The following is a 13798-nucleotide window of genomic DNA, read 5'->3' as shown; positions in this document are numbered from 1 at the left end:
ATCTGTTATCCCATCCTTAAAATAGGAATGCATAAAATACACCGTTACGGAAGAGTGTTTCGTATTGATGTTTAGGGTTTTATTGGTTACATCTGGAGCTGCATTTGTTTAGCAATAATTTCTTCCAAGTTTTTTAAAACAACAGGTTTAGTGATAAAATCATCCATGCCTTTAGAGATCGCTTTTACTTTATCTTCATCAAATGCACTTGCAGTTACAGCAATAATTGGTATCGCGTTTATTTGATATTTTGGAGAGGAATGTATTTTTTCTGTAGCTTCAAACCCATCCATTTCGGGCATGTGTAAGTCCATAAAAATAATGTCATAATCGTTTTCATTATAAAGTGAAACCGCTTCTTTTCCATTAATTGCAATATCTGAAGGGATATTTAGTTTATCCAGAAGTTTATACAATACTTTTTGATTGATTAAATTATCTTCAACAATTAATGCTTTATTAATAATTACATCTTTTATAGTATTAAACTGAGTTTCATTGTTGTCTTCAATTGAAAGCACATTGGTATTAATTTTGAATGGAATTTCAAAACTAAAACTCGATCCGCCACTTTCTAAAGCTATAATATTTAATTTAGTTCCTCCCATTAGCTGTACTAATTGGTTAGAAATTGTTAAACCCAATCCTGTGCCGCCATATTTTCTCGTGGTTGTTAAATCTGCTTGTTCAAATGCTAAAAGCATTTGTTCTGTTTTATCAGGGTCAATACCTATACCAGAATCCGTGATTTTAAAATTCAAATATTGTAAATCATCTATTCGATTTAATAAATTTACCTCAAGTTTAACATCACCATGAGTTGTAAACTTAATTGCATTGTCAATAAGGTTAATCAATACTTGTTGCAATCTTAAATTATCGCCAAGTATGTTATTTGAGATGCTGTCATCATAAATAAAATGCAGTTTTATGTTTTCATCATTTATTCGGTATTCAAATAATCGCATCAGTTTAGTGAGCTCTTTTTTAAGATGTATTGGATATTGTTCTACCTTCATTTTACCGGCTTCCATTTTTGAATGATCTAAAATCATATTTACAATCCCCAAAAGGTGTTCTGCACTGTGTTCTGCAATTTCGATATATTCCGTTTGTTCGCTATTCAATGCGCTTGTTTTGAGCATGTTTAACATTCCGATAACCCCATTAAGAGGCGAGCGAATTTCGTGACTCATATTGGCGAGAAATTGCGTTTTGAAGGTTGCTATTTTATTTGCCTGTTCTGTTTTCTTTTCTGAAAAAATAATGTTTTCAGATAGCTTCTCTTTTAATATTCCGTAACTCATTAATAAGAAATCAACTTCCCTAATTGATGATCTATGATTTAAATTGGATATAGGTTCTTTGAAATTGGACTTTATATAATTTGAAATATCTAACGAAAGTAATTTGATGTCTTTTGTGAAATATTTAGATGTGTAAATGCATAATAGTAAAGCAATTAGTGCCATGAGCAGTGTTTGGCATAATTGAGAATAGAATAAGGTTTCTTTTAATTCATTTATTCTTTTTTTATTATGGGCTATAATTTGAACAAATGAATTTTCAACAACCTCATTGATTTGATTTATTTTTCCATATAAACCCTGATTTTGAGCAACTCCTAGTTTTGAACTCAATTTCACCAAAGAATCAAAGTTGTTTTTATAATCTATAAGAACTTGCTTGGTTGCTGAATCAATATTTTTTTCTCTTAAAGTAGAATTGTACAAATCTTTAAATTTTTGGATAGAAGTATCGTCTGAACGTAACATATAGTCTTTCTCGTGTCTGCGAAATTGAAGTAAAGTAATTTTGTTTAATGAAGACTTTTTTTCTAAAAAATGTGCTTTGTTCCTCATCTCACCTTCAATCCCATGATCTTTAAACCCCCGGATTAATGCTGTTTTTTTAAACTGATTTACAACAACATAAAGATTATCTATTTCTTTTGAAAGATGAGCCATAGATGGATTGTTTCCAATGTTCAACTCTTTCGATTCTTTGAAAATTAGATCAATCTCCTTTCTTTGGTTTTTTAAATTGTCTATGTATAGTTTAAGGTCTTTTTGATTATGATTTATGTAAAAGTCTTTTTCCTTATATCCAAACAACAAAAATGTTTGAAAATTTCTAATGTTAGCGGTAAACTCTTGTGAAACCCGGTACGATTTGTAAGTGAAGTTATTCAGATGATCCACTTTACGGTCGATATACAGATAAAACATAAACCAAACAACTATCAAAACAATCATTGATGAAAATGATAAAAATATTTGTGTTCTGAAGTAACGAAAATTGTTGAAGAAAAATTTCAAATACTATTTTTTTAGATGCCCTGCAAATTTATTGCGTTCATTAAAAAAACAGATTAAAATACTTCAAACAAAAGGTTAAGTAATTGTATCCCAAATTTAAATAGTCAGTGGGTATCACTATTTAATAAGCCTGTGGAGACCTTGTTTGGATTTATAAATTGTATCCCGAAAATAGAATGATAATAAGTTAATCGTTGTTTAATAGTTGATTATGGTTTAATAATCGCCTCTTCCTTTAAATCTGGGATCATCTCTTTTAATGAATTCGGTTCTTCTTTTTGGCGCTTCCGTTTTCGGTAAACTCGCTTCTTCTGTTTTGCTCGAAGGTTCAATAAGCTCGTTCAATTCTTTGATTTCGGCATCAGTCAAATCACGGTAACGCCCTACAGGAACATCTAATGAAATATTGATGATGCGAATGCGTTTCAAAGCCGTAACTTCGTAACCTAAATATTCACACATTCTACGAATTTGGCGATTCAATCCTTGAGTCAGGATAATTTTGAAAGTGAATTTACTGATTTGTTCCACTTTACATTTTCGGGTTACCGTGTCCAAAATCGGGACTCCATTCCCCATTCGTTCTATAAAACGATCCGTAATAGGTTTGTTTACCGTTACCGTATATTCTTTTTCGTGATTGTTTCTGGCGCGCAATATTTTATTAACAATGTCACCATCATTGGTCATGAAAATCAATCCTTCACTGGCTTTGTCTAGTCGACCAATAGGGAAAATACGTTTGGGATAATTGATGTAATCTACAATGTTATTACGAACGTCTAGGTTTGTGGTACATTCAATTCCAACAGGTTTATAGAAAGCAAGATAAACGGGTTTTTCGTTTTTCTCACGGATGAGTTTACCGTCAATACGCACTTCATCATCTGGCGAAACTTTTGTCCCTAATTCCGGAACGACTCCATTGATGGTTACACGGCCTTCTTCAATGATTTTATCGGCTTCTCGGCGGGAGCAATACCCGGTTTCTCCTATGAATTTATTGAGGCGTTTTAGATTTTCTTCCATGATGCAAAAGTAGTACTAAATTGTTTAATCGTTTATGTGGTTATTTGTTTATTTGAAAATTAAGAAGTCAGTAAAAGATTTTACTGCGATCTCATTTTAATTACTCCGCTTCAAATAAAAAACGGGAGACTTTTTCATATAACTCGTCGTCATGCATGCTGTGTCCTAAACCCTTAGTTTCAATAAAAACCACATTCTTCCAGGTACTTGCAATTTTTTTTCCTTCTTCGAATAAAACTACCGTGTCGTCAATGTCATGGGCAATCAATCCTTTTATGTTTAATTTTGAAGCGAATAGTTTTCCGGAAAATTGTTCCAGGTTAAGTTTAAAATTATTCAAATAATGATCTTCTAAAGATTTTGAAATTTTAGAATTCAAACTCAATAACGCAATGTAATTGTGCAGGATAATCTTGAAATCACTTGGTGCTCCCAGAATTACCATTTTTTTAAGCAGATTGTTTTGATATACCGATTGGTAATACAAACAGGTTTTTCCACCAATGGAATGACCAATCAGGTACTGTGGCTGAAACTTTTCTACAGCGATATGAATAAATTCGGCATATTTAGGAATGCTAAATTCTTTTCCGCTGGATAATCCATGAGCTGGACCGTCGATGGCTATAATAGTACTTCCTGATTTTTTTAGATAGGGTAGGAAGTTCTCCCAGCGAGAAGCGTTGCTTTCCCATCCGTGAACCAAAAGAATTATAGAATCATTTCCTTTCCAAGTATACGTTTGAAAGCAATGTTCTTCTTGTTGGAACGTTTCGGACTGTGCTTCCTGTAGAATTTCCGGCAGATTAGTTTTAGATAATTTACCTTCTCTGGGTTCGCTAAAAAAGGCATACGCGAGTTGCGATGCTTTTTTTGGAAATACAAAGCTCAAAAGGTTAATGTATAATCCAATAGATTTAGTGAATATAAAAAACAACATTTTTTTCATAATAAAAAAGTCCCGATGTTTATCGGGACTTAAAAGTAATTAGAATTTAGAAAACAATTGTTCCATTTTCTCTTTTTCTTCGTCGGCCAATGTACTGTCGACTAATATTCTTCCTGAATGTTCATCAGTGATGATTTTCTTTCTTGAAGCAATTTCTACTTGTGTCTGAGGTGGAATGGTGAAGAATGATCCTGCAGATGCTCCTCTTTCAATAGAAACAACAGCTAATCCATTACGAACACTTGTTCTGATTCTAGTGTAAGCCTTCAACAATCTTTCTTCAATTAAAGCTTGATATTCAGCTGATTTCTCAGATAAAAACGCTTCTTCTTTAGCAGTTTCAGACATAATAGCGTCTAATTCTGATTTTTTGTGTTTCAAATGGTTAGATTTTGCTTCTAATCTTTCTTTTGAATTTGAGATTACTTCTTTCTTATGTTCGATAGAAGCTTTCATTTCTTTAATTTGTTTTTCAGACAATTGAATTTCTAATTCTTGAAATTCAACCTCTTTAGTCAACGAATTAAATTCTCTGTTATTACGAACAGTTTCTTGTTGCTTCGTATATTTTTTGATAGCCTCTTTGTGCTCATCAATTGCATTCTTTTTTACCTTGATTAGATCTTCGATAACTTCGAGTTCACTTTTCAATTTCTCTGAACGTGTGCTTAAACCTGCAACTTCATCTTCTAAATCCTCTACTTCTAAAGGAAGTTCTCCTCTTACGTTTCTGATTTCGTCAATTCTAGAGTCAATTAGTTGTAAATCGTAAATCGCTCTTAACTTGTCCTCAACACTTAATTCTTTCGTATTCGCCATATTCTATAAGTACTTAACTGGATTTGAATTTTCTTCTGATAAAATAACTGCAAAATTAAGGATTTTTTTCCGAAGATACTCAACAATATAATTTTTTGTATAGCGTTCGCTTTCAAAATGTCCAATATCAGCCAATAAAAGCCTATTTTCGGCTTCATAAAACTGATGATACTTCAAATCGGCAGTTAAATAAGCATCCGCACCAGCCTGAATCGCATTTTTTATCGCAAAACTTCCTGCTCCGCCAAGAACTGCCACTTTTTTTATTTCCTTTCCTATAAAGTTGGAATGTCGAATGCCATCAGCTTGCATTTTTTCTTTTGCAAAAAGTAGAAACTCTTTTTCTTTCATGGGATTTTTCAATTCCCCAATCATTCCCAAACCAATATTTTGATGTTTGTTTTGTAAATCATAAATTTCATAAGCGATCTCTTCGTAGGCATGGCTTCTAAATAATGCTTTTAGAATTTTATTTTCTAAATGCTTTTCGAAAGTGACTTCGATTTTGATTTCATCTCCTTGTACAAATTCAAATCGCTCGCCGACTTGAGGATTGCTGTGTTCGTTTCCCATATAGGTTCCAATTCCTTTCGAATTAAAACTGCAATTTTCATAATTTCCAATAGTTCCGGCACCTGCATCAAATAGTGCATTTCTCACTTCTTCTGCATTTTCAGGAATCGTGTAGGTTACTAATTTCCGAATAAAATTTTGCTTCGGAATCAGGATTTTAGTCTTTATTAATCCTAATGCATCACAAAATATTTTATTCACGCCTTCTTGATGATTGTCCAAAGCAGTATGAACGGCATAAATGGCGATGTCATTTTTTATGGCTTTAATAACCGCTCGCTCCACGTAGTTTTTACCCGTGATTTTCTTTAATCCGGAAAATAATATGGGATGAAAACAAACCACCAAATTGCATTTTTTGGCAATCGCTTCGTCTATTATATTTTCTAAAGCATCATGGCAAACTAAAACACCTGTCGCTTCTGATTCTTGATCTCCAACCAATAAACCCACATTGTCAAAATCTTCAGCATAGGCGAGTGGCGCCATTTCTTCAAGCACGGAAATGATTTCTTTGATTTTACTCATCGTTCAGTTTTTTTGTATTCGTGAATCTTCGATTTCATGATTTTTTAGTTTAAAGTCTAAGGTTTAAAGTTTAATGTTGATCAACTTTAAACATTAAACAAAAGAAACAAAATTTTAAATCAAAGATAATTTATTCTACTTTCGTAAAATGAATTTACTGCGAAAATTACTGTTTCCGTTTGCCATTTTATATGGTCTGATAACGAGTATTCGGAATTTTCTTTTCGACAAAGGGATTTTAAAATCCTATTCTTTTGATTTACCTATTATTGCTGTTGGAAATCTAAGCGTTGGCGGAACCGGAAAAACACCTCAAATTGAATATTTAATTCGGTTGCTTTCTGAAAGATATAAAATTGCGGCTTTGAGTCGGGGTTATAAAAGACAATCAAAAGGGTTTGTTTTAGCAGATGCCACTTCGGATGCTACGATTCTTGGAGACGAGCCTTTTCAGTTTTTTCAAAAATTCGCAACCATTCAAGTTGCCGTAGATGCTGATAGAAAAAATGGAATTGAACAATTGCTTGGGCAACAAGAAAAACCAGAAGTTATTTTGCTAGACGACGCTTTTCAGCACCGAAAAGTCAAAGCAGGTTTCTATATTTTACTGACTTCCTATGGTGATTTGTATTCGAATGATATTATGCTTCCAACAGGAAATTTACGGGAGAGTAGCAGTGGAGCAAAAAGAGCCAACGTGGTTATTGTTACGAAATGCCCTTCGGATCTTTCGCTTGACGAGCAAAATGAGATTAAAAATAAATTGAAAATTGCTGAAAATCAGCAATTGTATTTTACTTACATCGATTATGATGAGTATATTTATTCCGAAAATAAAAAGATAAAAGTCGATGAAATTAAATCTTTTGATAAGGTATTAGTGGCAGGAATTGCAAAGCCCGAACCGTTTTTTGCTTATTTGCAAAATGCAAATGATGCCAGTTTGTCTTTTCCGGATCATCATAATTTTACCGATAAAGATATTTTAGAAATTAAAAATTTAGCGCAAAACAACATTATTATTACTACCGAAAAAGATTATGTACGATTGAAAGGAAGTTTGCCAAACGAACAACTTTTCTATCTGCCCATAAAAAGCTCTTTTATTTCAGGAAGTGAAAATTTTGATAAAACCATTTTAAATTATGTGGAAAGAAGTACAACAAACCGTAAGTTATATTAAAGAAAGAATCTATTTTACACCTGAATATGGTGTGATTTTAGGGTCAGGTTTAGGTAGTTTTACTAATGAAATGAAAGTAGAATTTATTTTGCCTTACAACGAAATTCCAAATTTCCCTGTGTCAACCGTTCAAGGTCATAAAGGGGCATTGGTTTTTGGAACAATAGGAGATAAAAAAGTAGTTGCCATGCAGGGAAGATTTCATTTCTACGAAGGCTATTCGATGAAAGAAGTGACTTTTCCCGTTCGAGTGATGAAATTTTTAGGCGTTGAAAAATTAATCGTTTCAAATGCTTCAGGAGGCGTAAATCCAAATTATAAAGTGGGTTCTATTGTCATGATTACAGATCATATCAATATGACACCGGAACATCCTTTGCGTGGAAAAAATGATGAACGTTTCGGACCTCGTTTTGTAAATATGAGCGAACCCTATTCTAGAAAGATGATTGGTAAGGCTCAAGAATTGGCTCAAGAATTAAACATCGAAGTTCATGAAGGGATTTATCTTGGTTTGCAAGGCCCTACTTTTGAAACTTTGGCTGAATATAGAATGGTAAAGATTCTCGGTGCTGATTGCGTAGGAATGTCAACGGTTCCAGAAGTTATTGTGGCTCGTCATATGGATTTGGAAACATTCGGAATTTCCGTAATTACTGATATGGGAAATGAAGAAAGTATAGGAACTATTTCTCACGATGAAGTTCTGGAAGCTGCTAAAAAAGCGGAACCAAAGGTAAGAAGTCTAATCAAAGAATTGATTTTGAAATATTAGTAATCGCTACACATATTCAGCAATTACGGCATAGAATTCTTCTGGTATGAATGGTTTTGTAACAACATCATTCATACCAAAGGATAAAAGCATTTCACGATTTTCATCTAATGAGATTGCAGTAAGCGCAATAATAGGTGTTTTAGTGTCAAATTTTCTAATTTGTTCCGTAGCTACTGTTCCGTTTATGCCCGGTAAATGAACATCCATTAGGATCAAATCAAATTTGTTCTTTTTCACTATTTCTATTGCGTCTTCTCCATTATCAATAATCTCACATAAAATCCCTTTATTACGAAGCATTTTCTCGGTAATCATTTGATTGATTTTATTGTCTTCGACTAAAAGTATTTTTTTGCTTTTTAAGGAAGAGTCATTGTATGTTTTCGGTTTTTCTTCAATGGTTACTAATTGCGAGCCTAGTTTAAATTGTAATTCGAACGAAAAAGAAGATCCTTTTCCTACAATACTATTTAAATTTATTCTTCCACCCAAAATTTTAATTAATTTTTTTACGATTGTCAATCCTAAACCAGTTCCTCCGTATTTACGATTGATCTCTATTGAACCTTGAGAAAAGCTATCAAAAACACTTTGTAGCTTGTCTGCCGGAATTCCAATTCCTGTATCTTTTACTTCAAAATATAAAGTTGCATTTTTATCTTCCAAAGAATGAAGTTTTGCAATTACGCTAACACTACCGTTTTTTGTGAATTTTAGTGCATTGTTAATCAAATTCATCATTATCTGAGATAATTTTGTAGGATCCCCAATCAAATAATCAGGAATGGAAGAGTCAATTTCGAGATTAAATTTGTTGTTGTTTACTGAAGCTAATTCTTTTAAGGAGTTTTGTATGTTTTCTAATAATTGTTTAAGATTAAAGCTGATGTATTCTATTTCAAGTTTATTAGAATCAATTTTGTTGATTTCCAGAATTTCATTTATAAATTTTGTCAGATAATCTCCTGAAAATTTTAATGAAGATAAATAGTTCATTTGGGATTTTTTCGGGTTTTCTTCCAACAATAAATGGGCTATTCCATTTATGGCATTTAATGGTGTCCGAAGTTCATGGCTCACAGTCGATAAAAATTCAGATCGGGCATTAGAAGCTCTTTCTGCTTTCTCTTTTGCGATTTCCAATTCTTTATTTTTTTCTTTCAACATTAGATTGGATTGCGTTCTAATGATGTTGTTTTTATACAAAGACAAGCTTAATAAAGATAAAATAGAAATTAATGCGATTGCCAAAATATTGATTAACTTAGAAAATTTGCTGGTTTTTTCCTGCTGTTTATTCTCTAGGTCTAATTGCGTGAGTTCTTTTAAACGTTCGGATTCTTTAAATTTATCATAATCATCAATTCCCAGTCTTTCATTATTTAAAATAGAAATACTTTCTTTTAGATTGAGGTATTGTTTCAAATAGGAATACGCATTGTTTTTATCCAACATTTTTTCAAAAACAGAACTTAAAGCAAGCATAATATTTGATTTTTGCTCTGGATTTTCATTTTTTTCATTTAATGCTAATGCTTTATTTAGATAATTTAAAGCTAAGTTGTATCTGTTTTTTGCAGCTTCAATAATTCCTATTTGATACAGCGCTTCCGCTTTAGAATCTAATATTTCTGGACTGTCAGGTTTTGCAATAATAGTTTTAAAAATTGTTGATGCTAAATCGGAATTTCCTTTTGACTTGCTTATAATTCCTCTTTGAAGCGTTAGTATTTCGGCAGTGTTGGTAATTTTTAGTTCGTCAAATAATGATTGTGTTTCAGCAAAACAAATTTCGGCATCAGCAAAATTTGATTTTTCTATATAACATACTCCAAGGTAATAATAGGAATAGGCGTATGTAGCGGTTGGTTTTAAGTTTTTATATAACGCAATACTTTTATGAAAGGTTTCAATAGCATCATTATATTTTTTTAAATCAAAATAAATTTTACCTAAGTTATAGATTTGATTAGCCTGAGCTTGAGTATTACGAATTGCCTTAGAATAGTTTATAGCCTTTTGTGTGTAAAAAAGTGCGTTTTTGTATTTATTGTTTAAGATATTTGAGCTACTTAAATTACTGTAATACGGAATGCTATCTGTTTTCTCATTAGTCTGAGAATACAGAAACGAATTTAAAAAAAAGATAAAAATGAAAAGATATTTCATTTGTAGCTAAATTTTTTTCTTATTAGTTATTTTTACTTTCAATCAAAAGAATCAAATCAATAATTCTGGATGAATACCCTATTTCATTATCATACCAGCCTACTACTTTTACCATTTTATCAATTACTGAAGTGAGTTGCGCATCAAAAAGGCAAGAGTTTGTGTTTCCAATGACATCAACAGAAACAATTGGATCTTCAGTATAATCAAGAATTCCTTTTAAGTTAGTTTGTGCTGCAATTTTGAAAGCGGCATTTATCTCATTTATAGTAACGGCTCGTTTTACATTGAACGTAATATCCGTCAGGGAACCGTCCGGAACAGGAACTCTAATACCGCATCCTCCAATTTTCCCTTGCAATTTAGTAAAAATTTTTGTTAATGCCTTAGCAGCTCCAGTTGTTGTAGGTACAATAGATTGACTTGCCCCACGTGCTCTGCGTAAGTCTTTATGCGGTTGATCGTGTAAACTTTGATCCGTAGTGTAGGAGTGAATAGTTGTAATATAAGCCTGCTCAATGCCACAAAGTTCATCGATAACTTTCATCATTGGTGCTGCATTGTTCGTTGTGCAACTGGCATTGGATATAATGCTTTCAGTACCATCAAGAATATTTTCATTCACACCCAGAACGACAGTTTTTATCGTATCCACTTCTGAAGGTGCAGAAAGAATCACTTTCTTGGCGCCAACTAAAATATGGGCATTTATATCTTCAAAAGTACAATACTTTCCAGTCGACTCAATTACGTAATCGATATCTAAACTTTTCCAATCAAGATTTGAAATGCTTTTTTCGTGAAAAAACAAAAAATGTTTTCCGTCTACAAAAAAACCTTTTTCATCAGGACTTACCGAGAATGGTAAAACACCGTGAATACTATCGTACTTCACTAAATGTGCCATTGTTTTAGTATCTGCAATATCATTTATGGCAACGACTTCAATGTTGGGATGGTTTAAAAGTAAGCGAAATAAATTCCGACCAATTCTTCCAAAACCATTAATGGCAATTCTTGTTTTCAATATTTTTTTGTTTAAAGTCACATGTTTAAAGTTTCAAGTTGAGCAACTTTAAACCTTAAACTTGAAACAATTTTTTAAAGAATATGTTTTTGTGCTTTGTATGAAGAACGAACTAACGGCCCGCTTTCTACATGACGGAAACCCAATTCCAAACCAAATTTCTCATATATTGCAAATTGATCCGGCGTTATGAATTCCTTTACCGGCAAGTGTTTTTTACTGGGTTGCAAGTATTGACCTATCGTAACAATATCAACATTAGCCTCGCGTAAATCTCGCATCGTTTGGAAAACTTCTTCTTCTTTTTCACCAAGGCCAAGCATAATTCCTGACTTCGTTCTGTTGATACCTTTTTCTTTCAAGTAACGCAACACTTCAAGGCTTCTATCGTATTTTGCCTGAATACGCACTTCACGAGTCAATCTGCGAACGGTTTCCACATTATGCGAAACCACTTCAGGATTAGCTTCCACGATTCGGTCGATATTTCTTTCGATACCTTGAAAATCCGGAATCAACGTTTCAAGCGTTGTGTTTGGGTTCATTCTGCGAATGGCTTTTACGGTTTCTATCCAAATAATGGATCCGCCATCTTTCAAATCATCTCTGTCAACACTTGTAACTACGGCATGTTTGATATTCATGATTTTTATGGAGCGCGCCACTTTTTCCGGCTCATCCCAATCTACAGTTTCAGGTCTTCCGGTTTTTACACCACAAAAACCACAAGAACGCGTACACACATTTCCTAAAATCATGAATGTAGCCGTTCCTTCGCCCCAGCATTCACCCATGTTTGGGCAACTTCCAGAGGTACAAATCGTGTTCAAACTATATTTATCTACTAAGCCGCGAAGCTCCGTATATTTTCGGCCAATTGGGAGTTTTACCTTCAACCATTTCGGTTTAGCTACGCTCGGTTCGGCTCCGCCTCGGGTTCCAATCGGTAAAGTATTTTCTAAAACAGTTTCCATATATCAATTTTCAAAGGACAAAGATAAGGAATGTAGTTTATTTGTGGATTCGTTTATTTGTTTATTTGAAGGAAGAGAAGTTGAAGCAGTAGGAGCACAATATTTGCGTTTTTTTAGGAAATAGTTGTCCTGCTTTTCGTTGTATCCACGCAAAAAAAATGCGTGGGATGCCACTGCAATCAGGGCTAAAGAGAACTTTTGGTTGTTTTTAAGATAAAATATTTTGAAAAAAAATAAAGGCAGTATTCAAAAAAAGCTTCAAAATTAAATGAAGCTTTTCTGTTTTTTTAATTAATTCATCTGAACCGTAATAGGTAGATTATAGGCAGTTCGAACCGGTTTTGAGCCAATCATTCCGGGCGACCATTTCGTTTTCAAAGATTTCAATACTCTGATAGCTTCTTTCCCCAAGCCATAACCAGGATCTCTTTTTACCTGAATATCAGTCATGCTTCCGTCTTTTTCTATTACAAAAGACACATAAACTCTGATGGTGCTACCGCTGTCGATATCTGGTTTTTCAAAATTATTTCCCACATAAGTATAGAACTTATTGATTCCTCCAGGGAATTCAGGAAGTTTGTCCAGAGTGATACTGGCTACAATTGTATTTCCAGGATCAATAGGAGTATCAGTTGCCGTTCCTGTTCCGGATGTAGAAGATGGATTTATGCCAATAGTTGCCATTCCATCTGTAATGCTATTTGTTATGTTTGTGTTTTGGGTATTTTTTGCTATATCTTGATTTGCCAGTTGTGCCTGAACGATAATAGGATTCACAAGTTGGTCACTTTGAACTGGTGTTTCCGTATCTTGTGTTTTTATTTCGGGAAGAACTACTTTTTTTATTTCTTGAATTTGATTGGGTATAATATCGGTTATTTGAACAGGAGTATTTGTGAATTCAGGTATTGCTAACGTTATCCTATTTTCAGGATTAAAATAATTCAGAATCACAGGAATACTCAAAGCAGAAGTTAAAAGTAATGTTCCCATAAAAAGTGCCATTATTGAAGTTTTGGTGCTTTTCTGGCGCAACTGATACGCTCCATATTCTTTGTTTCTGTATTGAAAAACAAGGTCAATCCAGCGGGTCTCGTAAATGCTTAATTTTGACATAATTTATGGATTTAAAGGTTAAGTATCAGTTAAATCATAAGCAAGTGTTGTTTATTTTAACAACGTAAATAACAAGAAATTTAGTATGTAACGTGTGGGTTATTTTTTAATTAAAAAAAAGGAGTTGAAAAGAGAGGGTTGTAGCTACCGTCTGGATACATCTGAAAATAGAACACAGATAACACGGATCGAACAAATTAACACAGATTTAAATTTGTTTGTCTTGTCCTAAAATAGGTTTACACATTTAAACGACAATTAAATGAGAACAAGTAAAGTTATTTTAGGATTTAAAAGGCCGATAGAAATTTCTAATATGGAACGTCGGCAGA

General features: G+C 33.1%; 11 protein-coding genes. 2 read left to right on the top strand and 9 right to left on the bottom strand.

From position 1 onward, the window contains the following. Positions 1-86: 86 nt before the first annotated feature. From ACNO7W_RS15700 to ACNO7W_RS15680, 5 genes are all read right to left on the bottom strand, one after another. Positions 87-2318: a response regulator gene (locus ACNO7W_RS15700; RefSeq protein ID WP_417938836.1), complete on the bottom strand. Its 2232-nt coding sequence runs from the start codon at positions 2316-2318 to the stop codon at positions 87-89. 216 nt (positions 2319-2534) lie between these two features. Then, positions 2535-3347: a 23S rRNA pseudouridine(2604) synthase RluF gene (gene rluF / locus ACNO7W_RS15695; RefSeq protein WP_417938835.1), complete on the bottom strand. Its 813-nt coding sequence runs from the start codon at positions 3345-3347 to the stop codon at positions 2535-2537. A 100-nt stretch (positions 3348-3447) separates the two neighbouring features. Then, a complete protein-coding gene (locus tag ACNO7W_RS15690) occupies positions 3448-4296 on the bottom strand; it encodes an alpha/beta fold hydrolase (protein ID WP_144064443.1) in 849 nt (282 codons plus the stop codon). 39 nt (positions 4297-4335) lie between these two features. Then, complete coding sequence (locus tag ACNO7W_RS15685) at positions 4336-5115, bottom strand: zinc ribbon domain-containing protein (RefSeq protein WP_143385849.1); 780 nt, start codon at positions 5113-5115, stop codon at positions 4336-4338. A gap of 3 nt (positions 5116-5118) precedes the next feature. Beyond that, a complete protein-coding gene (locus ACNO7W_RS15680) occupies positions 5119-6216 on the bottom strand; it encodes a Nif3-like dinuclear metal center hexameric protein (protein ID WP_417938834.1) in 1098 nt (365 codons plus the stop codon). Positions 6217-6364: 148 nt separating this feature from the next. On the opposite strand from ACNO7W_RS15680, the gene lpxK reads away from it, so the two are divergent. Both lpxK and ACNO7W_RS15670 read left to right on the top strand, forming a co-directional pair. Continuing rightward, positions 6365-7399: a tetraacyldisaccharide 4'-kinase gene (gene lpxK, locus ACNO7W_RS15675; protein ID WP_417938833.1), complete on the top strand. Its 1035-nt coding sequence runs from the start codon at positions 6365-6367 to the stop codon at positions 7397-7399. Next, positions 7362-8174 carry a purine-nucleoside phosphorylase gene (locus ACNO7W_RS15670; protein ID WP_143385852.1) on the top strand — a complete coding sequence of 271 codons (813 nt, stop codon included), beginning with the start codon at positions 7362-7364 and terminating at the stop codon, positions 8172-8174. Before lpxK ends, ACNO7W_RS15670 begins: the two co-directional genes overlap by 38 nt. A 6-nt stretch (positions 8175-8180) precedes the next feature. Here the strand turns inward: ACNO7W_RS15670 and ACNO7W_RS15665 are convergent, their stop codons facing one another. From ACNO7W_RS15665 to ACNO7W_RS15650, 4 genes are all read right to left on the bottom strand, one after another. Next, positions 8181-10346, bottom strand: a complete 2166-nt coding sequence (locus tag ACNO7W_RS15665; protein WP_417938832.1) for an ATP-binding protein — start codon at positions 10344-10346, stop codon at positions 8181-8183. A 22-nt stretch (positions 10347-10368) separates the two neighbouring features. Next, positions 10369-11373, bottom strand: a complete 1005-nt coding sequence (gene gap / locus ACNO7W_RS15660) for a type I glyceraldehyde-3-phosphate dehydrogenase (protein WP_314897137.1) — start codon at positions 11371-11373, stop codon at positions 10369-10371. A gap of 74 nt (positions 11374-11447) precedes the next feature. After that, positions 11448-12347: a lipoyl synthase gene (gene lipA / locus ACNO7W_RS15655; RefSeq protein ID WP_417938831.1), complete on the bottom strand. Its 900-nt coding sequence runs from the start codon at positions 12345-12347 to the stop codon at positions 11448-11450. Between the two features lie 291 nt (positions 12348-12638). Continuing rightward, a complete protein-coding gene (locus tag ACNO7W_RS15650; RefSeq protein WP_417938830.1) occupies positions 12639-13466 on the bottom strand; it encodes an energy transducer TonB in 828 nt (275 codons plus the stop codon). Between the last annotated feature and the right edge of the window lie 332 nt (positions 13467-13798).

The organism is Flavobacterium sp. ZB4R12 (assembly GCF_048276375.1).
GTDB classification, from domain to species: Bacteria; Bacteroidota; Bacteroidia; order Flavobacteriales; family Flavobacteriaceae; genus Flavobacterium; species Flavobacterium gawalongense.
The sequence above is the reverse complement of the archived record's forward strand: the minus strand, read 5'-3'. Positions and strand labels throughout refer to the sequence as shown.